Origin of the sequence: Rubripirellula tenax, assembly GCF_007860125.1 — a bacterium.
Classification (GTDB): domain Bacteria; phylum Planctomycetota; class Planctomycetia; order Pirellulales; family Pirellulaceae; genus Rubripirellula; species Rubripirellula tenax.
The window spans coordinates 982,446-1,005,571 of sequence record NZ_SJPW01000002.1; the positions used below are offsets into that span (position 1 = coordinate 982,446).

Sequence of the window (23,126 nt, forward strand, 5' to 3'; positions counted from 1 at the left end):
CATCAAGTCATCCAACCTTGGAAGCGTCATGCCCGGTCATCAACGAAAACCGATTCCGATCCACGATCCGCTACTACCCGACTCTATGCACCCCGACGAGTTCGATATGAAGTCTCCGTTGCAAGCGATGCGAGAACTGTTGGCCGAGGACACGCGTTATAAAATCGAAGCGTACCAGTTCATTCGCGAGGCCTTGCAGTACGCGCACGAAAACATGGACAAAGTCACGACGCCGACGCTTTCGGATACCGAAGAGACTGACCAGGACGTCGACGCGCGGCACGTCACCGGTCAACAACTGTGTCAAGCATGTCGCATGTACGCGCTGCAACAATACGGGTATCTCGCCAAGATGGTTCTCGCGAATTGGGGTGTCGAACGTACGGGCGACTTCGGCGATTTGGTCTACAATCTGATTCGTATCGAACAGATGCGAAAAAGTGAATCCGATCGCCGCGAGGATTTTGATGATGTCTATTGCTTCGACGATGCGTTTGAACCCGAGTTCGAGTTCGTTACCAAAAAAGACGAAGACTGAATTCTCCTCGCGATCGCTCGTGTGCTGCTGCCTGCTTCTTTGCATTCCCTCGTGCTTACCATCACGGGCGACCGCACAAGATGCGGCACTCCCAGCAACCGCCGAATCGGATTCCAAGCCTGTCGAAGAGGCGCGAACCGAGTATCTGGGCCGAACTCTTGCGACTCCCATGTCGCACTTGGGTGCGTCGTGGTTGATCCGCCCGGAACGTGACGAAGAAGAAAGTACGTCGGAATCGTTTCTGCAATTGAAACTCACGCCCGGCATGACCGTTTGCGACATGGGCTGTGGCAACGGATATTGGACCTTGCCGATGGCTCGCGCCGTCGGAAGCAAAGGCAAAGTCTTGGCCGTTGATATTCAACGCGAAATGTTGCACAAGCTTCGCGAGCGTTCAGGGCGATTGAAGTTGCCGCAGATCAAGCCCGTGCTCGGCGAGATTGATGACCCGAAACTGCCCTCGGGCGAAGTCGACTTGTTATTGATGGTCGATGTCTATCACGAGTTTTCGCATCCCGAGTCGATGTTGTGGGGAATCCGGCGATCACTCGCACCCGAAGGCGTTGTCGCCTTGCTTGAATACCGCGAAGAAGATCCCGCCGTGCCGATCAAACCACTGCACAAGATGTCGAAGTCCCAAATCATCAAAGAGTACGAAGCGAATGGTTTGAAGTTGGTTCGTGAATACAACGAACTTCCCTGGCAACACTTGATGTTCTTTGCCCGCGACGACAGTCCGCTTGAAAAGATCGACGCTTCTCCGTTCCCTTGAACTAGATGTCCGTTCGTCCGTTCATCCCATGTATCTTTCCATCGTTTGCGATGGCACCACAAGAAACCCAACGAGCTCGTCATGAATCCCGTCGTCCGAATCCAACTTTCGATCATGATGTTCTTGGAGTTTTTTGTGTGGGGCTCGTGGTATGTGACCGCACCTAACTTCTTGCAAACGATTGGGTTCAACGCCGCCGACCTTGGTAACACGTACTCGGTGGGGCCTATCGCGGGATTGATCACGCCACTGTTGGTTGGTTTGATTGCTGACCGCTTCTTCAGTGCCCAAAAAGTGCTGGCAATCTTGCACCTTCTCGGTGGCGTGATTCTGTTCGCAGCGATTTCGATGATGAAGGGTGATTCGCCGTCACCCTCGGTTTTGAACTGGGGCTTTTTTCTCGGCTACATGCTGACGTACTATCCGACGCTTGCACTGACCAACACCATTGCGATGAAGAACATGTCGGATCCCGAAACGGAGTTCCCCGGCATCCGCGTGCTGGGAACCATCGGCTGGATCGCCGCCGGCCTTGCATTGACTTTCACCGGCACCGAAACCAACGTGGGTATGTTCTATCTTGCTGCGGGAGCGGCGATTGCGTTGGGGGCCTTCAGCTTCTTTTTGCCCGATACACCGCCCGTCAAGTCGGACGAGAAAGTCAGCATCCGGCAATTGTTTGGGCTCGATGCGCTGGCGATGCTGAAGGACCGTTCGTATGCAGTGTTCTTGATTTCGTCGATGCTGATTTGCATCCCACTAGCTTTCTATTACCAGATCGCCAGCCGCGTCGTCGAACTGGTCCAGTTGCCGATCGGATTCACGATGTCGTTTGGCCAAGCATCTGAGATCATCTTCATGCTGATCATGCCTTTCTTCTTCAAGCGATTGGGCGTGAAGTGGATGCTTGCGATCGGAATGCTGGCCTGGGTAATTCGCTATGCACTGTTCGCCTTCGGGGCGACAGACCAAATTCGCTGGATGATTATCGGCGGGATCATCCTGCACGGCATCTGCTATGACTTCTTCTTCGTGACGGGCCAAATCTACACCGACAAGAAGGCTCCCCCGGCAATGCGGGCTCAAGCCCAAGGGCTGTTGGTGATGCTGACACTCGGGTTGGGAATGATGATCGGTGCGCAGGTCGCCGGCCACATCGAAGGTGAGCACACGACCGAACAGGCAACGGAATTCAACGAACAAGTCGTTGCGAAAACGAAGTTGATCGATGAAGCTACGAAAGCCAATGCGACATCGGAGTCTTTGGCCACGCTGACAGCAGAAAAGGACGATCTGCGACACTCGGAATTGGCCGCGATCGAGTGGAAATCTTTGTGGATGAAACCAGCTTTGTTTGCGCTAGCCGTGTTAGTCGGTTTTGTTGTCCTATTCAACGATCGAGTTCGTCCGTCTTCATCGGAACCGGCGTCATCGGATCCGACTTCGTAAAATCGTTTAGCCAGAATCCGCCAACGGAAAGAGCGTGAAGATCACTCTTCACGCTCTTGTGGAATCAACCATTTAAACCGTTAGGGGCATCGACTATTCGACGGCTTCTTTGACAGCATCGGCAGCGTCACCGACGGTTTCTTTCACGGCTTCCACACCCGCTTCGGCGCCATCTTTGACTTCGCCTGCGGCGTCAGCCGTGGCTTCAGCGGCCGAGTCAACAACTTCACCCGCCGTGTCCGCGATGTCGCTTGCGCCGCTCTTGATCTCGTCGGTAGCGGTTTCGCAACCAACAAAGGTCAGGGTACACGCCAAGAATGCCACACTAAATATGCTTAACTTCATCTCAAAACTCTCCATCTTTCAAACGATTGATCGAATCTAACGGACGCAATCCATCGCTCCGCGTGACGTCCACCTTAAACGTCAACCCGTAGTATGAAGCCCTTCCCCCCAATGCCAAGTCGCGACAACCGTATTCGCGGACATTTGACGACCATGGGCCAAAAAACTACCGATTAGTCAGGCTGTCAAGAAGTCAAATCTGATGGAATCCCCGTTCATGGACTTGAAATCCTGCTTCCAACGGTCTATCGCCTGAACAATCTCGCCATCCGCACGATCGGCAAACCACTTCGTCCAAGAACGATTTGGCGAAAAACCCAAGCCACCTCGCATTGCCGTGTCAAACGAGGCAAGCGAGGTAACGCGTCCCTCTTGATGAACCACCGCAGCTTCGATCAGCATCGGAATGGCCAACAGTTGAACCAGGTCGATGTCGGAAACTTCGCCAATCGGACGATGATAGGTGTCGGCCAATACGGCAATTTCGGGTGAAATGGCATCCGAGCGTTCACCGTCGACATAGTCATAGAAACCGCCGCCGGATGCTTTGCCCATTCGTCCGCGTTTGATCATTTTCCCCAACATCGGCGCGGGTGCGATTCGTTGGGGGAATGATTGCCAGTAGACGCGTCCGGCATCGAAAGTCGTCCGTGTGCCGATGGTATCGATCAACTCCAACGGCGACATCGGCATTCCATATTGAAGTGCTGCCCGCTCGATTCGCTCGGCCGCGATTCCGTGGCACAACAACAACATCGCCTGGTTCAAATAGGGCGACAACAACCGATTCACAATGAAACCCGGCGTGTCGGGGGCGATCAAAGGTTCCTTCTTCAATCGCGATGCATGCTCGGCGCAAATCGAAATCGTTCGATCATCCGTCGCCGCGCCTCGGATGATTTCGACTGCTGGTCGTTGGTCGACCGGCATGAAAAAGTGCATCCCCGCGAATCGCTGTGGCCGCAAAAGCGACGATGCAATATCACCGATGCGAAGGGTCGAGGTGTTGCTGCACAGGATCGCCCCGTCACCAAACAACTTTTCAGCGTCCGCAAAAAACGCCCGTTTGACATCCAAACGTTCCGCAATCGACTCGATCACGATCGTCGGCGTCTCAATCATCGTTTTTCCACAGTCCAGCGAAACGGCTGACAACGAATCACCCACGCTAAAACCGTCGCTCACTCTTACCGGGACGCTCCGATGCAACGCATGGTTGACTTCGTCCGCCGCCGAACGAATCGCATTGGCGTCTCGGTCCACCAAGTGGACTGAAACACCGACATCCAAATGCGCGGCCAAGATCGCGCGGCCCACCGTTCCGGCGCCGACCAAGACGATTCCCTTGATCATCACTTCGGAAGCCCGTCTACGAAATCGATGATCCGACGCCAATCAACGTGGGTCAATCCGTGAGGACCGCCACCGATGTGATAACCGGTTTGGCCGACAATCTGAGGTTGATCGAGCGGCGGCGGACTGGCGTATTGAAGCAAATCCGGGTCATCGATGAAGTCGTTGCCGATCGACGTTTTCCCCAGCAACCGAAACACCGGCGCCGCATGAACGAGCGAAAGATATTCGCCTCGCGGATCCGCCCATAGATCTTCGTCGGCGCTGGTCACGTAAACACCACGCGGGGCGATCAACGAAATCAGTTCGTGTTGATCGACGGGCAATCCGTTTACGTCAGCGGCGTAGGTGGCGAATCGAGGGCAAAACCAATGCGGAAAGACTTCCGTGATTCGGCCGACCGTTTCGCCATAGCCGCGGCGCGACAGGGCCGCGCCGCCACATCCCGATTGGTTACTGACCGCAACTGAAAAACGGCGATCCTCGGCTGCCGCCCAAAGCGATGCCTTGCCTCCTCGCGAATGCCCGACAACGGTAACGTGCGATGAATCGACTTGCGGAATTCGTTCCAGATAGTCGAGCACACGACTGGCCGCGAAACCCCACGCCGACAAACTGCGCCAGGCGTCGTCCGTTGGTGGCTGTCCGTCGGCAAAGAAAACGCGAATGCCATCGGCATAACCATCGGCCCGGTCGGGATCCACATCGGACGTGAAGAACGATGCGGTTGCGTAACCGCGTTGGATCAGATCTTTGACCGGATAAAACGAATCGTAGTTTTCAGTGACTTCGGCAACTGCGGGGAATGTTCGATTGTTGATGAACACGAATGCCGGGGCGGGATCATCGCTTTCGGTCGGCAAAAAGACGACGAACGGAAACTGAAACGAACTCGGGCCGATCGAGACAGTGGCTTTCATGGTTCGGCCGACCGCGGCGCCATCCAACACCGTCGATTCCGACTCGACATCGAAAGCAATCGAGTACTCGGTTTCCGGGCGTCGACCGTACACGTGTTTGCGGAACAGCTCCAATAATTCGGGACGTCGAGTGGAGTTCCATGTTGCCGCATCGATGACCGGGTTACCACTGTGCAGTACCAACGGATTCGGCAATCGGTAGTTGGGGACTTTCGACTCGTCGTAGTTGAACTCGGGGCGTTTTGTCGAAAGCTGGTCAACAAGATCAGAGTCGGCCGACCACTGGGGCGCGGCAGTAACGCTGTTTTGGGCCTGCAATCGGCCGCCCAATGCAGTTGCAACCACAATTACGAACATCGCGAAAGAACCGCAACTTTGGGTCATCATCAGTTCGGCTTTCATTCGAAGATCATTGGCCTAGACACGCACCTGGGATCGGAACGCTTGCAGCAATGGTACCGGATTTCAAAAGCCCGAGTCACTTTAACGATCTCGGGCGGTCACCGGCCATCGTTCGGACGTCGCCTTACCGTTTTTAAGAACCGTCGCGTACGCATGCAGCGCGACGCTCGGACAGATATGAGTGGGCAGGGCAATCAGTTCGCGACCAAGCGGGAATTCGTCGGCGCGAGGCGTTTCGATGATCAAATGCTCTTCGTTGTGGCCGACCAGATTGGCATCGGGCAATTCGGGTAGGCGAATGCGTTTTTCAAGTGGCATTTCCGATGCGACGGCCTTGTGCCCAAGATCAAGACACAATCGATTCGCCGCCGGCTTGCTAACCACACGAGTGAGCAGGACGGCCGCGATGTTGAACTTCAAATCGGGATAGGAGTCTTCGTAGTTGATGTCCCACAGCAGCGGCGTACCGGGACTGCATTGGTAAGCCGTATGGTCCGCCCAGATCGCAAACGTCGGCGCGCCTCCGGCAATGATCTGCTGCGACGGATTCCGACGATCGTAAACTTTGACGGTTTCAATAATCCGATGGGCACGCTCGGCCCGCTGGGAAAGAGATGGGGCGTGAATGTGCCCGTCGTAAATGTGCAATCCGTTGTAGTTCAGCCCAACCGTCGATTCGATTTTCGAACGCAGGCGATCCAGGTCCGGCCCGAACATGATGCCGGTGCGGTGCATCCCGCCGTTGACGTCGATGAAGACGCCAAGCGGCCGCGCCGAGTCGCTGAAGGTCGCCGACAACATTTCGCAGCCATCGATGTTGTCGGTGATGACAGAGAACAACGTCGATCGATAGCAATCGCGAAGCTCGGCGAGCCGTTTCAAATTTGGCCCCACCATCGGATAGGCGATCAAGACATCGCGCCCACCGGCAACAGCGACCATTTCGGCTTCGGCCAGCGTAGCGGCTTTGAACCGATGGATCCCCGCCGCAGTTTGCATGCGCACGAGTTCGGCCATCTTGTGCGTCTTGACGTGCGGACGTATGCGGTCGGCGTGCTGGGGCCCACCGACAATCTCGATCATTCGATCGATGTTTGCCGCAATCGTGGCGGGATGAATCAACAACCCAGGCGACGGGACATCGATGAGCGCGTCGACGTTGACTTGATTCGCGTTGAAACGATCCTGACCACCCACGGAGGGAACCTCACCACAATGTCTAAATTTGCCTGAAAAACGATCGAGCAGAGCAAGCCAGCGGGGGACCGCCAACGTAATACTCTCCCGGAACCAGTGTACGGTTCCGTTTCCGAGCCCTGTTTTACGAGTGTTCGGGTGCCGGAGGAAGGACTCCGGTCTCGATCGACACCGAATCAGCCACCCAGGTTACCTGCCCGACGCGAGTTGTTTAGCCCACATTCGACGACGCAACCGCCGAAAAGAAGCCGGATCTGCACACCGAGATGATGAAAACCAGATCGATACGAGATGATTCTCGTTTCGCGATGGTGATGGGATTCGACATCGACAACAATGGGTCGTTCCTCTCCGATCCCAACCGCTGGAGACGACGTTTTGATTCGCTTGATTGCCTTCCTTGGCCTGATGATCCTTTGTAGCGACGTGACGGCAGACGAAAATTGGACTCGGTTTCGCGGCGGCGATGCGACGGGCGTGGTGGCTGATACCCCAGGCTTACCGTCGAGTTGGAACAAGACCGAAAACGTGGCCTGGGTTGCGGATGTGCCGGGACAAGGTTGGGGCAGCCCCGTCGTCGTGGGCGACCGTGTGTTTGTCACTTCCGTGGTCGCCGATGAAGCAAACATCGCACCGAGTGCGGGCCTGTATCTCGGCGAGGGCGTGCGTGATCCTGCCAAGGGCATTCACCACTGGATGGTGTTTTGCTTTGACTTAAAGTCAGGTGACAAATTGTGGGAACACGAATCGTTCACCGGACGGCCCGTCGTGCCGCGTCACCCCAAGAGTTCCTACGCGGCCGAAACACCGGCAACGGACGGCGAGCGACTGTTCGTGTTGTTCGGCGATCTAGGGTTGTTCTGCTATTCGATCGATGGCAAGTTGCTTTGGAAACAAATGATCGAGCCGAAGAAGACCAACATGGATTACGGCGCGGCGGCTTCGCCCGTGGTTCATGGCGATCAAGTGTTTGTCGTCTACGACAACAAAGAAGATTCATGGATCGCATCGTTCGACACGCAAACGGGTCAACAGAAATGGCGAACCCCGCGCGACGAAGTGATGTCTTGGGCGACTCCGTTCGTTTGGGAAAATGACCTTCGCACTGAAATCGTTGTGCCGGGTCAACGCGTCAACCGGGGTTACTCGCTTGACGGGAATGAGTTGTGGCGGTTCGACGGTGACATGTCGGTCTTGGTGATTCCGTCGCCGTTTGCGGCACACGGGTTGTGCTACCTGGCGTCAGGCTACGTTGGCGACGCCCATCGTCCGACGTTCGCGATTCGCCCCGGCGCAACCGGCAACATCGCACCCGACGGTGACTTCAAGAACAGCGAATTCATCGCCTGGTATCAGCCTCAATGCTCGCCATACAACACGTCGCAAATTGTCTACGGCGATTACCTGTACACGGTCTACGACCAAGGCTTCATGACGTGCAACCATGCGTTGACCGGTGAAGACGTTTACGGAAAGCGTCGTTTCTCGCCGAAAGGATCGTTCACCGCATCACCATGGGCCCATGACGGAAAAGTGTATTGCCTGAGCGAGGATGGTTTGACTTACGTGATCAAGGCTGGACCCGAGTTCGAGATTCTGCAAACCAACCCGTTGCAAGAACTCTGTATCGCAACACCAAGCGTCGCCGGTGGAAACCTGCTGATCCGAACACTGACCAAGGTTTATTGCATCACCGAGAAGAATTAGTATACGGAGCATGTGGCAAGTAACGTGCGAAAAATAGCTGCCACAAACGGCGCAAAGCGATACACAGTGAAACAAAGCCTGCGTTGCGATGAGCGGTCGGTCACGCGATACTCATTGCCATGTCCGCTGTTATTCCACAACTTGACCCTCGCCGACATGACCTCGACGCCCTGCGAGCGTTCGCGATGCTGTTGGGCATTGCGCTGCATGCTGCGATCGCGTTCATACCGGGTGCGGGTGGATGGATGATCAAGGATTCGCAAACAAGCGACTTCTTTGGGTTGTTCTTGGCGGCCATTCATGGATTCCGAATGCCGCTGTTCTTTCTGATCAGTGGTTTCTTCACGATGATGCTGTATCGACGCCGCGGTTTGAAGTCGTTACTTGGTCATCGGATCAAGCGAATTTTCATCCCGATGATCATCGGCTTGTTCACCATCATTCCGGCGATGTGGGTTGTCGGGGCCTATGTTCAATCGGACACCAAAGTGTCGACCGGCGAGCTTCCCTCGCACGATGTTGACAACATCCATGTCGTGGCCGCCGTCGGAGATGTGGATCGGCTCGATCAGCTTTTAAGCGACGGCGTTGAAGTCGACTTGGCGAACCAGAATCGAACGACGCCGTTGATGATGGCGGTCATGTTCGGGCAAGCCGAGGCGGCAAAACTGCTGGTGGGGCGGGGCGCCGATCCGTCCAAACGAAATGAATTCGGAAGTTCCGCGTCGGACATGTTGGAGCTCGACGACGGAACAACGAAGTGGGTCGCCGATATGATCGGCATCCAACACGATGCAAAGTCCATTGCCGCCGGACGAACCGATGTGGCGAAGCTACTGCCGCAACCGAGTGACGCAAGCCGCCGACTTACGAAGGATGGACCACAAGCCAGGAAATTACGCAACAAGCTGGCCGGCGCGATCGCGACCCTGACCTACATCCCGCTGTTCGGTCATCTCTGGTTCCTGTGGTTTCTTTGTTGGTTGGTCGTTGGCTTTGCGATTGTCGCGTTGATCGGGCGAGCGGTGCGATTCCCGAATCTGCCCGCCTCGTTGACAAAGTCAAGCTGGAGCTACGCTTGGGCGATTCCGTTAACCATGATTCCGCAAGCGTTCATGGGAACCGGAGCGATGAACTTTGGTCCCGACACGTCGATCGGATTGCTTCCGATGCCGGCGGTGCTGGTGTACTACGCCATCTTCTTCGGCTTTGGTGCGATGTACTTCGACGCTAAAGGTGCGGCAGGATCGGAAGTGGATCAGCGAATGGGCCGCCGATGGGCGATCACGATACCGCTTTGTTTGCTCGTTCTCTTTCCGCTCGGCATCATGGCCGGTGAACAGCCCGGCGGTTGGGGACGATTTGCATCGGTGTTCGCTCAAGCCTCGTACGTTTGGTTGATGTCGCTGGCGATGATCGGTGTCTTCCGTCGATACCTGTCATCGCCCAATCGCGTGATACGGTACTTATCCGATTCCTCGTACTGGCTTTATCTCGCTCATCTTCCGCTGGTGATCCTGGTTCAGTCTTGGCTGAGCGACTATCCGATGTCGCCGTTTTTAAAATTTCCAATCGTTTGTTTGGTAACCACCGGCATTCTCTTGGCCAGCTATCAGTGCCTGGTTCGCTATTCACCGATCGGTACGCTTCTGAACGGCAAGCGAAGACGATTCTTTGAGCAAGCGCTGGCTGTTGAAGAAGATCCTATCGAAGCGAAATTGGTCGACGCCGAGTTATTCGGATAATTACCATGTCGCGCATCTTGGGACTTACCACGCTGCCGCTATTGTCCTTGCTCGATTTCAGCGTGTTCACTCAGGATCAGAAACTCAGCCGCCGCGATCGCGTAGTTGGCTCGAGCAACCGGCGACCGGAGCGAATCGTAAGTCACAAGCAAACGCTGAGCATTGGCGGTTTCGACCCAGTGTCTCGCAACGGTGACGAATGCTGACGCCGCTTCATTAGATTCACCGAGTGCGTTGAGATATTCCACGGCCTGCTTTTCGTCGGCGCTGTGCAAAAGTGCGATTGCGACGGCGGCACGAGCGACTCCTGACCCGCCTTCATCGCCGATGCGCTGGGCCATCTTCAATCCTTTGGCCACGTCGCCCAACTCGATATGATGCGCCGCGATGGCCGCTGTCGCACTGGAAACGATCATTGGCGATCGAATCTCTGCCAAGTGTTTCGTCGCTTCATCCGCACGCTCGAGCTTTAGCAAGGTTCGAATCCGCAGATCCTGAAGTTGCCATTTCACCAGCGCGGCTTGTTCATCGATGGTGTCGACGACTGGGTTTGCGGCGGCGAAATGCCTTGCCGCTTCGTCGTAATCTCCATCGTTCGCCAAGATCAGCGCCGCCTGAAGTTGGAATCCGCGAAGTCGCCCGATGGCGGCTGTATCGCCATAGACGCCAAACTTCGATGATTGATCGGGAAGTGGATTCTTCTGGATGATTGACACCATTTCTTCGATGACCCGTTCGAGGGCATCGAACGAATGGGTTCGGAGCAAATGGTTTGCGAGCGCTTCAACTTCGGCCATCTTCGCTTCTCGAGTTTCGGCGACATCGAAAGCTGCTTGCAATTCAACCAACAAAGGGCGTTCGTCGGCTTTCGGCGAAATTGCCAAAATGGTTTTCTCTTTTGCGTTTGCGATATGAACGATTTGGTTCATCGTGCGGTCGTTGAACGCCCCTTCATTGCCCTGCAGTGTTCGCTTTGCTTCGTCAACGATCGCGTCGACATCTCGTTCAGCATCCACTGCGGCTTGTACCGTCGCTCGCAAAGCGTAAAGCCTCAACTGTGGCTCGCTTACCTGTTTCGCCGCTTCGAAGGCGGCGTCGACCTGACCCAACCGAGCGTGCACGCGTGCAGATTGAGCCGCCGCATGTGAAATCGCCGAGGGGTCGTGGATCGACTTCGAAGCCTCGACAGCTTTCGCCATCCACTCTTCGGCCTTCTTTTGATCCGCACTTACCGGCAAACAAAACGCCACGATGACTAGCAAGGTAAGTATTCGCATGACCCAAATCTTTCAGTGATAGGCAAGTGCAGAATTGGCAGTGGAAAGTGACTTCGCTGCATCGTCGTCGTAAAGCAGCAAATCTACGACTCGAAGGTCTCCTTGGGATGTATTGGTTTCACGTCGGTCTCGTAGGCTGAGATGTCGGAGTTCCTGTTAATCCATGGATCCAACTCGACAACGCGTCCCTTTCGCTTCCAGAGCCCTTCGACACAATCATTGTTCGTCTTTCCTAGGAACTTTCGCGAAAAGGATCTTTGCCGACCGCGTTTTCAAACGACATCAATCTCCTTGCGTCCCAGCGTGATGGCCTGTTTCAGCTGTCCAACAAAAAAAAACCGGCCTGAGATTTTCAGGCCGGCTTCGGTTGTGTTGCCAGGGCGTTTGTGTCGCTTTCGACTCGCCGAGCGGTCGGGAACGAACGACCGCTAAGCGGTGATCGAACGTCCTACAGGTTCGGAGTCGTGTAGGGCTCGACGTCGCCAACCATGTGGAAGTGGTTGTGGTCGATGTAGACGACTTCGATCGCTTCTTGATCGTCCAACGTGTGTGGGACGGGGTATCCGACGGTGGTCTTCTCGTCAAAATAGACCGTGCACTTGTAGTGGGCGTGGTGCAATTGAGCCGGCCCGATCAGCGGATAAAACCGTGGTGGGTCGATGTAGTCGGCGATCTTTTCCTTGATGATGCGAACGTTGTTGCGTTGCTTTTCATAGATCAAGGGAATGCCACCCTGAATCGGGCGAGCCGTTTCGACGGCGTGCATGACTTCATCGTCGGTCGGCGGGTCGAGTGCCTTGACCGTTCCGCCAGAAGTCGTTGGTCCCAGAATTGGCACACGCTCGTAGCGTTCGTGCTTCCAGAACTTCTCTTCTTGCTTGTGTTGATAGTACGGGCTTACGGGAATTGGAAACCCGAGAAAGCCTAGGTTGTAACCGCCACCAAGACCGAAACATCCGGTCGTCGAGATGGCCATCAAGGCCATCACGGACAGGGCGAGCCGGCCGAGCACGCGATTTTGGGGATTCCCGACGCGGGTGCGTTGGGGAGTCGTAGAGTCGTTTGTCGCGACGTTATTGTCTTCCGTGCGACGGCAATTCGAGCTGGTCATCCGAGCAACCTTCCGTGGTTCGTTCCATTGGCATGAGGCTTCGGCACCTCGTGCGTACAGGTAGTATCGTGTGAACTTATGCCGATCTTGCGGGTAATTCCGAAGAATCGTGCGATTCCTGCCCAAGCCGGACTCGAGATTCGATCCGGATACCGTTTTCGCTCGATTTTCACCACGATGCTGCTCACCAGCGATCCTGCGTGATTCCCGTGCGCCAGGCCGTTTTAGGGGTGGCTGAACGTCACATTCAGCGATCCTTGATCGCCACCGAGCAAACTCGACCGCCTGCGATCGAGGACCGCGAACGACCGAGCCAAGTCCGATGAAAAATCGTTTGCCGGTGTGAACCGGCTTCACGGTGGTCGCCGCTGTCACGTTCTTCATTCCATGAAAAAAACCCACCCAGCAACCGGAGTCACTGGGCGGGTTCATGTTTCACGTCGATTTTTCAATCTGATCCGTGCTAGCAGCTTGACGGTGGACTGCGAACGATCAAGGCAAGCATTGATCGGAGCGGACCGACGGGCCGTCGAACTTCTCGTCCCTAGCGGTCGGTGAAGTCCAAGAACCACCAGCCGTCGTCCCATTCCAAGCTGACCTTACGCCATCCCAATGGGACTTGTGGGTAAGGATAGAATGGGCCGATGTAAGGCCATGCCGAAGGGCTGTACTGTTGTGGGTACGTTACCGCGGCGTAGTTGGGGCTCGATGCGTAGCCTGGCCAAGCATAGTTGGGCAGGTTTGGCGAATCGTAGCGAGGTGCTCCACCACCAGCCGAGTACGGTGCCATTGGGACAGGTTGCCCCATCACCGGTGCTCCACCACCCATGCCCATGCTGACCTGTTGCATCTGGGGCTGCATTTGACCCTGTTGCATGCGGTAGGGAGCAGTCATGGCCTGTTGTTGCATCGCTTGGCCGTTCATCGGAGCCGATGCCATTCGAGCTTGCGGTTGTGCGACAGGTTGCAGAGCCGGTGCTTCGGGCAACCGAGCCAAACCAGTCGACGACCCGACCGAAATCGCTTCGCGGATACCGGAAACGCCTGGAACGGATTCAACGATGCGAAGAATCTCGCCACGTTGAGCTTCGCTGGCGGCGCGGCCGGTCAACTGAAGCACACCGTTGTTGCTCTTCACGTCGATGCCAAAACCCTTCAACTGTCCCGCGTCCTTAGCTCGGCCAAGTGCGGCAACAACAGCACCAACGACAGCGTCGTCATCGATTGGTTCGACTGCCGATGCGGGGCGAATTTCGCCCGGCATGACGTTATTTGTTTGAATCGAGCGGGCTTGTGCAGCCAGGGCGTCGCGGAAAGAGAAATCCGCTTCCGCTTGGACCGCTGCCGATTCGACTTCAGCCGCCACCAATGGCGCCGGTTGCAGTTCAGCCTTGGCGACCGAAGCTTTCGGTTTCACAACCGTTGCTTCCATGCCGGTGATGCTGACCTCGTCGACGATCTTGGCGATCCCGTCGATGCCGTCGGCGGCGTCAAGGACCAAGTCCTTCTGAACCGCTTCGCTAACGTTGCCTCGGAAAAGCACCACACCGTTATCGACTTTCATGTCGAGGGTGAAGTCCTTCAAGGCACCTGAATCACGATTGGTTTTCAATCGCTTGATGATCTGTTCGGCGATTTCTCGGTCACCACCCCAGGCCTGCATTGGCCCGAGGGTAGCGAGCGCGGCAATCGCCAATCCGAAATACTTGCGTCGCATTGAATATGCCTCCCTGCAGTCCTGAATCCGTCTGGGCCTTTCCACTTATAAGTTCCGCCGACACGATGTCGATGGGCCAGTCGCCCAGTCGTGGGGACTTAGTGGTTCAGGCGGTAATACCAGAGCGGTGTTGTTGGTAGTTTCGGCCGACACGACACCCACAAGGTAGGTTTTTTCTGATTTTGTCGCTGAATCGGTTTGCAGCGCCCGCACAGATTAACATTCGCGTGTTTCACGACCGCTGTTAACGCAGTCCGCGTACGAACACTGTGATGGCGCCCACGGTCGCGATCGCCGGAAACACGACCAGCGCCAACTGAGGCCGCACGGCTATCACCGCCAACCCGATCACCCCCGCCACCGCGATTCCCGGTGGCAACCAACGCGCAGGCTTCTTTAGCGACGGCCATGCCAACCAAAGTGCCGCCATCAATAATCCGACGCGTCCGGTCGCCGCGGACAAGAACCGCGCCGACCCATCGCTACCAAACTTCCATGTCACGACGCCACAAGCCACCAGCAATACGATCGAGATCACCAACACCATCAGCCGTCGAGGATCGGTGGCCGGCGAGTCAGTGGAAGATCGGTCAATATCCGAACGGCGGTCAGACGGGGGCAAACGTTTCATTGCAGTAAACGATAGCATCTGATCCCGCCGCTTCCATAGGCGACTGCCCGACCGCTCGGCAAACTTAGCAATCGGCCCGGTTCCTCAAGACAGTCGCCGAGGGGTCAGCCGGAAGCCGCTGCATCATCGCGATGATGGCGAGCCAGAAGCAGGGGCGTCTTGTTCTCGTCACCGTTTTCGACTTGGCCTTGATCGGTGTTTCAATGGACGAGATCGAACTTTTGTGCCTCGTCGGGTCCGGGGGACGCGTAGGCCGGGTCTTTGGCTCGGATAAAGACTTCGCCGCTATCAAGCGTGCGCACGTCAAGAGGCACGATGGTGACACCTTGCTCGTTGATCGTTTGCGCGTTGTCGCCGATGTCTCGCTTTTCGATTCCTTCACGCGATAGCGGCGGAACGTTGGCGTTGAAAAACGCAGTACACCACCACTTGCCTTCGTTGTCTTGGAAGGGCGTTCCGTGTCCCAAGAATCGACCGGCGAATTGACGCGGACCGTACGGTCCTGTGATTTTGTCAGCGACGCTGTAGTACAGATTGTACGATCCCTTGCGTCCCTGGTCGGTCGACCAGGCCGTGCCCAGATGGACGTACTTGCCGCCAACTTTGATCATCGTCGCCCCCTCGTGGCCGATGCGGTTGATCAGCTCGCCGTCGGGGCCAGGCCGCGTGCCCGACGGATCGATGCGAACCGATTCGCCGATGTACTTTGACAAGTCGTTGCTAAGCGGCGCGACGGTGGTGTTGCCCCACAGCATCCAGACCGAACCATCATCGTTGAACAGCGACGGATCGTGTCGTTCGCCCATCCCGTCTTTCATCGGGTGCGTCCAAGGGCCCTTCAAGTCTTTGCCGGCCGAGACGGCCAAGCTGGAAATCTGTTTTGGGCAATGCACCAGTGCCCAATGGTCACCCATCCAATGAACTTCGGGTGCCCAAATGCGTTTGGCGTTGTTGCCTTTTCTGCGGTTGGGTTTCTCGAACAGATCCTTCGTCGAAAAAACGACGCCCAACGATTCCCACTGGGTCAAGTCCTTGCTGCGATAGACGCGAACTTGATTCCCAACGATGCTCTCGTCCCCGAGTCCAATGTTGTACGGATTGGTGGCTTCGCGGGGATCGCCTTCGTTGGGTTGAGTGCCGGTCAAATAATAGTAATCGTCGGGCCCGAGTGTGATGTAAGGATCACGAATCCAGCCGGCTTTGATGTAAAGGGCGCGATCGTGGGATTTCAACCCGGCGCGAATGGTTTCAGCATCCATGACCGGCCCCGGCTTACGGTCGGTCGCCTGTTCAATAAAGGCAGAGTCGGGAAATTGATCAGCCTTGGCTGCTTTGGCGGCCGACTCCACTTTCGGTGCATCTCGAAACAATTTCTCGTGCAAAGTTGCCAGTTCCTTGGCGGGAATCTTGATCACTTTGCGATCGTACGTCATCAATCCATTGATCTCGCCCTCGACGTCGGTGGTTTGGGTATACACGCCGGCCGCGATGCCTTGGCCTCGCAATTGGTTCAGCATGTCGATTGATGTTGCATAGCGATCCTTGTACTCGGTTTCAGTCTTCGGAATGTCGCCGTATCCCCAATTGCGACGATTGGCGTCCCACAGATGGTCCTTCACCGGGAAACCGTGACCGCCGAATTCTCCGATCACCTTGATGTAATCGTCGAAGCGACCGCCCTGGCCGAGTTCAAACGGGAAACCTGGATGAGGATAACGGTGCTCGTCGACGACATCGCCAACGGGCCAGAAATTGCCGCCGCTGGCAACATTGATCACACGTGAAGGATCGCGATCGACCATCCATTTTCCGACCTCGACCGTTTGGTGTTGGCCCCAACGTTCGTTGAACGGAACCCAGCTGACGATGGAAGGGTGATTCTCCAAAGCATCAATCATCCGCTCGAGTTCCAACATAAATTGTTGGTGTTGATCACGTGGCCATTCGGCGTCGACGGGATTCGGTTTCAGCCGTGTCCACTCGGGCCACGCTTTGTCCTTTACACCGCCGCTGACCTGGTCCTGCCAAACCATCATCCCCAGCCGATCGCAGTGATAGTAGTAGCGTCGCGGTTCGACTTTGATGTGTTTGCGGATCATGTTGAAACCCGCTTCCTTCAACCATTCGATGTCGAACAACATCGCTTCGTCCGATGGCGGCGTCAGCAGCCCGTCCGGCCACCAACCTTGATCGAGTGGTCCCCAGTGAAAGATCACGTCGCCGTTGAGCGTGAATTGCCAATTGCCATGGGCATCTTTGACTTTGCCGACGCTGCGAATCCCCGCGTAGGTTTTTACCTCGTCAAGTGTCGCCCCCGATTGATCGGCAAGCGTAACGACGATGTCATACAAGTGCGGCGACGCCGGTGACCAAAGTTTCGCGTTGGGGACTTTCATTACGATCACGTTTTCGCCGGATCCCTCGGCCACCACCGAGCCACCGTCTTTCACGACGACTCGAACCGTTCCCTTGCCTTCCATCTTCGGCGTGACGGCAATCGACCCGGTATCGGCATCGGTCGCGATCTTTACATCGGCAAGGTGGCTGGAAGCCACTTCTTCAAGCCAAACCGTTTGCCAAACTCCAGAGACTTGCGTGTACCAAATGCCCTTGGCCTCCAGCACTTGCTTGCCACGAAGTTGCCACGCTTCCGTCGCGTCTTCGACGCGAACCACCAATTCATTTTCGCCGCTTCGAATGACTTCGGTGATGTCAAACGAAAATGGAGTATTGCCGCCGGTATGGTTACCGACACGTTTGCCGTTCACAAAAACTTCGCAACGATAGTCCACGGCCTCGAAGTTCAAACGCAATCGTTGACTCGATGGTGTCGCCGTAAATGTTCGGTGATACCACAGCGATTCGGACGCATCGAGCAAACGCTGGACACCACCCAATTTTGATTCCAGGCAAAACGGAACCAAGATTTTTCCGTCCCAGTTCTTCGGCGTTTCTTTTTGAGCAATCGCCGTGACGGCGTAATCCCAGCGTCCGTTCAGATTGGTCCATTTTTCGCGGCGCAACTGAGGCCGCGGATATTCGGTCCACGCGTTTTGGGCAGTGACTTTTTCACCCCACGTCGTGATCAATTCCGAAGCGAACGGCTGGTTGCTTTTTGATGCCGCGGCAACGGGTTGGCCGGTCGCGACTTTGATTTCATCAACGCTTCCGTTGAACGGGTTGGGCGCTTCGTAGTTTCCGGCCGCGGTCAGTTCGTCACGACCAACGGTAAGCCCGTCCTTGGGTTGTGTGGGGATCAGCCCCGGTGATGGTCCGTCGGCGACCTTCTTGCCGTCGATCTTCAGAACGCATCGATCAGCGCCTAGCATTGCAAGAAAACTGAATTGTTTTGGTGCCGCATCCTTGGCGATGATTCGCGTCACCTTGCCGTTGACGCGAACGTCGAACGCAACCCGACCGTCGATCATGTGAACCGCAAACCCGTGTTCACGGCCACCCTGAGCGACGATCACTCCGCGCCCCGAATCGGCTTTGACTTGACCCGAAATATTGAGCGGCAGCTTTGCGATTTGGGTGGTTTCCGGATCCGACGTTTTCGTCGCCGAAGTCGCTTTCGGTTTCTTTGATTCTTGTCCAACGGGTACCGGATACTTCGCGAGCGTTTGCTTCAACCGATCAACCACATCGCGATGAACGGTCGCCAGATTGCGAGTTTCCATCGGATCGGTTTCGTAGTCATACAATTCGTATTCCACCGCATCTTCCGCATTGCCGGATTTCCACTGGACCAACCGATAGCGTTCGGTTCGAATCGCGCGACCCAGTTTCTTTTTCGGGTACGCATGAAACGCATGATCACGAACCCGGTGATCGGGATTCTTCAGCACCGACACAAGGCTAAGCCCGTCGATGGGCTGCGGCCCCGTCGGCGACGGCAGACCCGCCAATTCGGCGATCGTCGGGAAAATGTCAACGCTTTCGATCGGCTGATTCGTCGACGAACCGGGCTTCGCAACGCCCGGTGCAGAAATCAAAATCGGAATGCGATTGGCTTGTTCATAGTTGGTGTGTTTGGTCCAGATTCCCAGATCGCCCAAATGGAAACCATGGTCACCCCAAAGCACGACGATGGTGTTTTCGGCCAACTGCAAACGATCGAGTTCGTCGATGACTTTTCCGATCTGGGCATCGACGAAACTTGAACTGGCGTAGTATCCGTGGATCAAATTCCGTTTCAGTTCTTCGGTGTACTTCGCGCTGGGTTCGGTCGGCACCGGGAAGTAGTTCGTGATTTCGCCGCCCCGTTTTCCGGCGACCTTGGGCGCGTCGGCGGGATGATCTTCGAATTGCGGCAACGGCAACGTAGCGGGGTCAAACAGGTCCCAGTATTTTTTCGGCGCGCTAAAGGGAAGGTGCGGTCGTGCGAATCCGGCGGTGATAAAGAACGGCGTGCCATCGCTTGCGCGACGTTCCTTTGCCTGTTGCAATCGACGAACCGTTTCCATCGCAACGCGTCCGTCGGCGTACTGGTCGTCGTCCACCTGTGGCGACTCGTAGGCAGCACCGCGAGGCAACGATTTGATTTCGCCTAACTTTTGGTTGGTGAAGAACGCTTCTTCGCGAGTCAACTGGCCGCCTTGGGTGCTAACGGGATCCAAGTATTCGATCACCTTGTCGCTAAAGTGAGGAACGCTAAAGGATTCCGGATCGCCATAGTTGCCGTGACCGATATGAAACACCTTGCCCAGCGACTCCGTTCGATAGCCACCATGTTTTGCAAAGTACTGGGGCATCGTCACCGCATCGGGAAGAACCTGGCGCAGCGGACTGCCCAGCCCATACAAGCCGGTCGAAGTCGAATGCGAACCGAGCATCAACGTGAACCGCGACGGCGCACAAACGGCTTGATTGCAGAAAGCCAAATCGAATCGCATCCCGCGCGCCGCCAACGCATCGATGTTCGGCGTCTTGGCGATCGGATCGCCATAGCATCCCAAGGCGGGTTTGAGGTCGTCGACCAAAATCAACAGCACGTTGGGGCGTTCGTCGGCATGCACGCTGGTAAATCCGACGACGAAGCCGGTGAAGAGGCAAACCATCGTTAAGTAGCGATTCATTTCATCTCTCGAAGGACAGGCTGCCGACCTGCGGGGATCGGTTCATGTGAGTCGATGCAGGACGACAGCCTACACGTCGTTGGTTTTTGTTCCCGCAATTTACTCAAAACTCGCCCGGCGTTGCCCCCGTTAGCCGTTTGAAGCCGACGTTGCTGGAAAGACGTCGCTGAAAAGAGAACGCCACGTCTGGCAACGAAGGATACGGCAGCAAACAATTACGAACGACAGTAATCCAAGAGTCTCAAAGGTTGTCCATAATGAAGATACTTTGCTTCAGTGATTTACATTGTGACCGCGATGCGGCGACAAAGTTGGTGGCGCTTGCGGCGGACGCTGATGTGGTCGTCGGCGCCGGCGATTTCGCCAATCGGCACAAGGGGCTTGGCGACACGTTGGACATCTTGCGAACGATCGACAAGCCAGCCGTCTTGGTGCCGGGAAATGGCGAAACGGCCGACGAGCTTCGTGCGGCGACCACTTCTTGGGCAACGGCACGCGTGCTGCACGGCGACGGCTGTACCATCGATGGGGTCGAATTCTGGGGCGTTGGCGGCGGCATCCCGGTGACTCCATTCGGCGATTGGAGCTACGACTTTGACGAAGCCCAAGCGGAAACGTTGTTGGCCGGATGCCCGATCGGCGCCGTCCTGGTGGTTCACTCGCCGCCCATCGACACCGTCGATCACGATTCCAGCGGTCGCATCCGCGGCAGCCGCTCGATCCGTGACGCAGTCGAATCCAAGAAACCCCGGCTGGTCGTTTGCGGCCACATTCATAGCGATTGGGGCAAACGGGTGACTCTCGGCGAATCGCTGGTTCTCAATGCCGGACCCGTCGGGCATCTTTTGGAAGTCGATAGCTAATGACCCGACTCAACATCTCGATTCGCCCAACCAAGCCTGCGATCAACTGATTTGGTCAAAAGCCAACTGCTCGTCCATCCAGACCCGAAATCGCCGGATGACCAGCCCTGGTCGAAACACGATCTCGATTCGGACTAGTGATTCATCGGGAAATCGATCCGCGGGCAGCCGAAACTCGATGTTTCGCGACAAATTCAGCCAGCTGACCTTCGACCAGACTTTGTGGTCGTCGACCCAAACCCGTTGCAGGAACCACCACCCCGAATATCTCAGACCGCACTTGCGCGGTGTCTCAAATTCAATGATACGAAAAAGAAAACCTGATCGAATCAGTCTGGCGTCACCACAAACGCCGATTTCGTCATCGACCGAGGCTGCGGGTGCGAATGGATTCGATGTCATGGGCAGGGCATTTGAGTGAAAACTTGACCACCTGACGGCTGAGGGATAAGGACAAGGACGACAGGCCTCGAGCAAAAAACAACGAATTTTCTGTGGTAAAATCGCATTGGATCTGGAAAAAACGTCATTCCTGCCATTCCATCTGCAACGATTTTGGCGGTTTTCTTCTTATAAACCAGTTGATATTGCAGAGCACTTTACATAGGATCACCAGTGCTACTTGCCTATCTTTACAGAAAATATCGTTTTCCGGGACAATCCCAGAAGCGCGTTACGCCATCGAGGTACAACTATGAAGCGTTTGTTCGCGATCCTCTCCTTGCTCGCCATCGGGCCATTTGTCGGAGTAAACGCGTTTGCAGAAGACGATAGCGCCCAACCTCGCGTCGTCAACCATCTGACGATGAATCAGTGGGTCCGAACCGAGGACGGTGGTCAATTGACCGGCCGTGTTTTTCTGCCAGGAATTGGCGGCAAAGCCGAAGCTTTGAAGGGTGTAACGGTTGCGATGAAGTCGCGTGACGGGCAAGTGCTTCGGGCAACGACCGATGCGAAGGGTATGTTTGAACTGTCGGATGTCTCTAGTGGCGTTTACGCCCTGACGGCGCGTGGCGAAAACGTATTCGCGTGCTGTGCGATGCACGTGGTTGATTCGTCGATGTCGGCCGATGTTGAGTTGCCTTCGCAAGCTGACATTGCAGTCGCCAACGTCGATTATACCGTCGTGAACACGGCCGTGATCCGGTACATGCCGGTCAACAGCCAAAGCCTCGAAAGCTCGTTGGAGAGTGCTAAGCTAGACGTTTTGAAGGATCGCATCCGCAGCCAAGACGTTTTCCGCGTGGTTCAAACCGAAGGCGGCATGAAAGGCCGAATTCACGTTGCGGGTGCAAAGTTTGACGCACTCGGCGATGCTCAACTGACAAATGTTTTCCTGTTCAAAGATGGCATGGAAATCGATCGCAAAGTGACGGACCAACTGGGTGCGTTCAGCTTTGCCAATGTCGCGACCGGCAACTACTCGATCATGGCGATCGGTCCGGACGGGATCGGCCTGATCGGCTTCGAGTTAGTCGATGCAAACGTTGTATCGGAAACAGCTTCGAACGTTGGTGCCGATGGAACTCAATTGGTCGGTTTCGGCTTGTTCGGCAACCACCACAACATCGGCAACCAATGCTGCTGTGAAGAGTTCGCGATTCAAGTCGCTCCTTGCCCAGAAGTCGTCACTTGTGTTGAAGAAGTGATCATCCAAGAAGCTCCCATCGTGGAAACCATTGTCGACCAAGGCTGTGGTTGCGGCGTCCCCGGCGAAGTGATGGAAGGCGAAGTCGTCATGGACGGCTACGGAACTCCTCTTAACGGCGGATATGGTGGCGGATTCGGAGGTGGCGGCGGATTCAGCGGCGGTGGCGGCGGATTCGGTGGCGGTGGTGGTGGGTTCGGCGGCATCGGCGGTTTGGCCGGTCTTGCAGCAACCGGAGCGATCATCGCGGCAACCACCAGCAACGATGACAACAACGCCATCGTGGCACCAGGCGTCACGAGCCAATCGTTGCCGTCCAACTAGCGCGACGAAACGGGCAAGTTTCTGAACAATCGAAAAGCTGCGACCCTCG

17 protein-coding genes are annotated in these 23,126 nt (G+C 55.9%); 7 read left to right on the forward strand and 10 right to left on the reverse strand.

Annotated elements, in window-relative coordinates:
- Nucleotides 1-28: 28 nt before the first annotated feature.
- The 3 genes from Poly51_RS09460 to Poly51_RS09470 all read left to right on the forward strand — a co-directional run bounded on the left by Poly51_RS09460 (nt 29) and on the right by Poly51_RS09470 (nt 2,759).
- Nucleotides 29-538, forward strand: coding sequence for a Minf_1886 family protein (locus Poly51_RS09460; protein ID WP_246114376.1), 510 nt, complete (start codon nt 29-31; stop codon nt 536-538).
- Between the two features lie 19 nt (nt 539-557).
- Nucleotides 558-1,310: a class I SAM-dependent methyltransferase gene (locus Poly51_RS09465; RefSeq protein ID WP_390621761.1), complete on the forward strand. Its 753-nt coding sequence runs from the start codon at nt 558-560 to the stop codon at nt 1,308-1,310.
- 81 nt (nt 1,311-1,391) lie between these two features.
- Nucleotides 1,392-2,759 carry an MFS transporter gene (locus Poly51_RS09470; RefSeq protein WP_146456623.1) on the forward strand — a complete coding sequence of 456 codons (1,368 nt, stop codon included), beginning with the start codon at nt 1,392-1,394 and terminating at the stop codon, nt 2,757-2,759.
- Between the two features lie 93 nt (nt 2,760-2,852).
- Here the strand turns inward: Poly51_RS09470 and Poly51_RS09475 are convergent, their stop codons facing one another.
- The 4 genes from Poly51_RS09475 to Poly51_RS09490 form a co-directional block, all read right to left on the reverse strand.
- A complete protein-coding gene (locus tag Poly51_RS09475; protein ID WP_146456626.1) occupies nt 2,853-3,104 on the reverse strand; it encodes a hypothetical protein in 252 nt (83 codons plus the stop codon).
- A 177-nt stretch (nt 3,105-3,281) separates the two neighbouring features.
- Nucleotides 3,282-4,457: a 3-hydroxyacyl-CoA dehydrogenase family protein gene (locus Poly51_RS09480; protein WP_146456628.1), complete on the reverse strand. Its 1,176-nt coding sequence runs from the start codon at nt 4,455-4,457 to the stop codon at nt 3,282-3,284.
- Nucleotides 4,457-5,779, reverse strand: coding sequence for a glucuronyl esterase domain-containing protein (locus Poly51_RS09485; RefSeq protein WP_146456629.1), 1,323 nt, complete (start codon nt 5,777-5,779; stop codon nt 4,457-4,459). Before Poly51_RS09485 ends, Poly51_RS09480 begins: the two co-directional genes overlap by 1 nt.
- Before the next feature lie 81 nt (nt 5,780-5,860).
- Complete coding sequence (locus Poly51_RS09490; RefSeq protein WP_146456631.1) at nt 5,861-6,976, reverse strand: D-TA family PLP-dependent enzyme; 1,116 nt, start codon at nt 6,974-6,976, stop codon at nt 5,861-5,863.
- A 336-nt stretch (nt 6,977-7,312) separates the two neighbouring features.
- Between Poly51_RS09490 and Poly51_RS09495 the strand changes: the two genes are divergently transcribed.
- Nucleotides 7,313-8,683, forward strand: coding sequence for an outer membrane protein assembly factor BamB family protein (locus Poly51_RS09495; RefSeq protein WP_246114377.1), 1,371 nt, complete (start codon nt 7,313-7,315; stop codon nt 8,681-8,683).
- A 119-nt stretch (nt 8,684-8,802) separates the two neighbouring features.
- Nucleotides 8,803-10,428 (forward strand): acyltransferase family protein, encoded by a 1,626-nt coding sequence (locus Poly51_RS09500; protein WP_146456633.1) that lies wholly within the window; start codon nt 8,803-8,805, stop codon nt 10,426-10,428.
- Between the two features lie 38 nt (nt 10,429-10,466).
- Here Poly51_RS09500 and Poly51_RS09505 read toward each other — a convergent pair whose 3' ends face one another.
- The 5 genes from Poly51_RS09505 to Poly51_RS09525 all read right to left on the reverse strand — a co-directional run bounded on the left by Poly51_RS09505 (nt 10,467) and on the right by Poly51_RS09525 (nt 20,224).
- The gene (locus Poly51_RS09505; RefSeq protein ID WP_146456635.1) at nt 10,467-11,705 is read right to left on the reverse strand and encodes a hypothetical protein; all 1,239 of its coding nucleotides are present in this window, start codon (nt 11,703-11,705) and stop codon (nt 10,467-10,469) included.
- A gap of 448 nt (nt 11,706-12,153) precedes the next feature.
- Entirely contained in the window at nt 12,154-12,690 is a 537-nt protein-coding gene (locus tag Poly51_RS09510) for a hypothetical protein (RefSeq protein ID WP_186775476.1), read from the reverse strand.
- A gap of 670 nt (nt 12,691-13,360) precedes the next feature.
- The gene (locus Poly51_RS09515) at nt 13,361-14,533 is read right to left on the reverse strand and encodes a BON domain-containing protein (RefSeq protein ID WP_146456637.1); all 1,173 of its coding nucleotides are present in this window, start codon (nt 14,531-14,533) and stop codon (nt 13,361-13,363) included.
- A gap of 244 nt (nt 14,534-14,777) precedes the next feature.
- Nucleotides 14,778-15,164: a hypothetical protein gene (locus tag Poly51_RS09520; RefSeq protein ID WP_246114379.1), complete on the reverse strand. Its 387-nt coding sequence runs from the start codon at nt 15,162-15,164 to the stop codon at nt 14,778-14,780.
- A 200-nt stretch (nt 15,165-15,364) separates the two neighbouring features.
- Entirely contained in the window at nt 15,365-20,224 is a 4,860-nt protein-coding gene (locus Poly51_RS09525) for a sulfatase-like hydrolase/transferase (RefSeq protein ID WP_246114419.1), read from the reverse strand.
- Nucleotides 20,225-20,499: 275 nt separating this feature from the next.
- Between Poly51_RS09525 and Poly51_RS09535 the strand changes: the two genes are divergently transcribed.
- Entirely contained in the window at nt 20,500-21,105 is a 606-nt protein-coding gene (locus tag Poly51_RS09535; protein WP_146456639.1) for a metallophosphoesterase family protein, read from the forward strand.
- A gap of 42 nt (nt 21,106-21,147) precedes the next feature.
- On the opposite strand, the gene Poly51_RS09540 is transcribed toward Poly51_RS09535, so the two are convergent.
- Nucleotides 21,148-21,507, reverse strand: a complete 360-nt coding sequence (locus Poly51_RS09540) for a hypothetical protein (RefSeq protein ID WP_146456641.1) — start codon at nt 21,505-21,507, stop codon at nt 21,148-21,150.
- Nucleotides 21,508-21,799: 292 nt separating this feature from the next.
- Between Poly51_RS09540 and Poly51_RS30365 the strand changes: the two genes are divergently transcribed.
- Entirely contained in the window at nt 21,800-23,077 is a 1,278-nt protein-coding gene (locus tag Poly51_RS30365; RefSeq protein ID WP_186775436.1) for a carboxypeptidase-like regulatory domain-containing protein, read from the forward strand.
- Nucleotides 23,078-23,126: the final 49 nt, after the last annotated feature.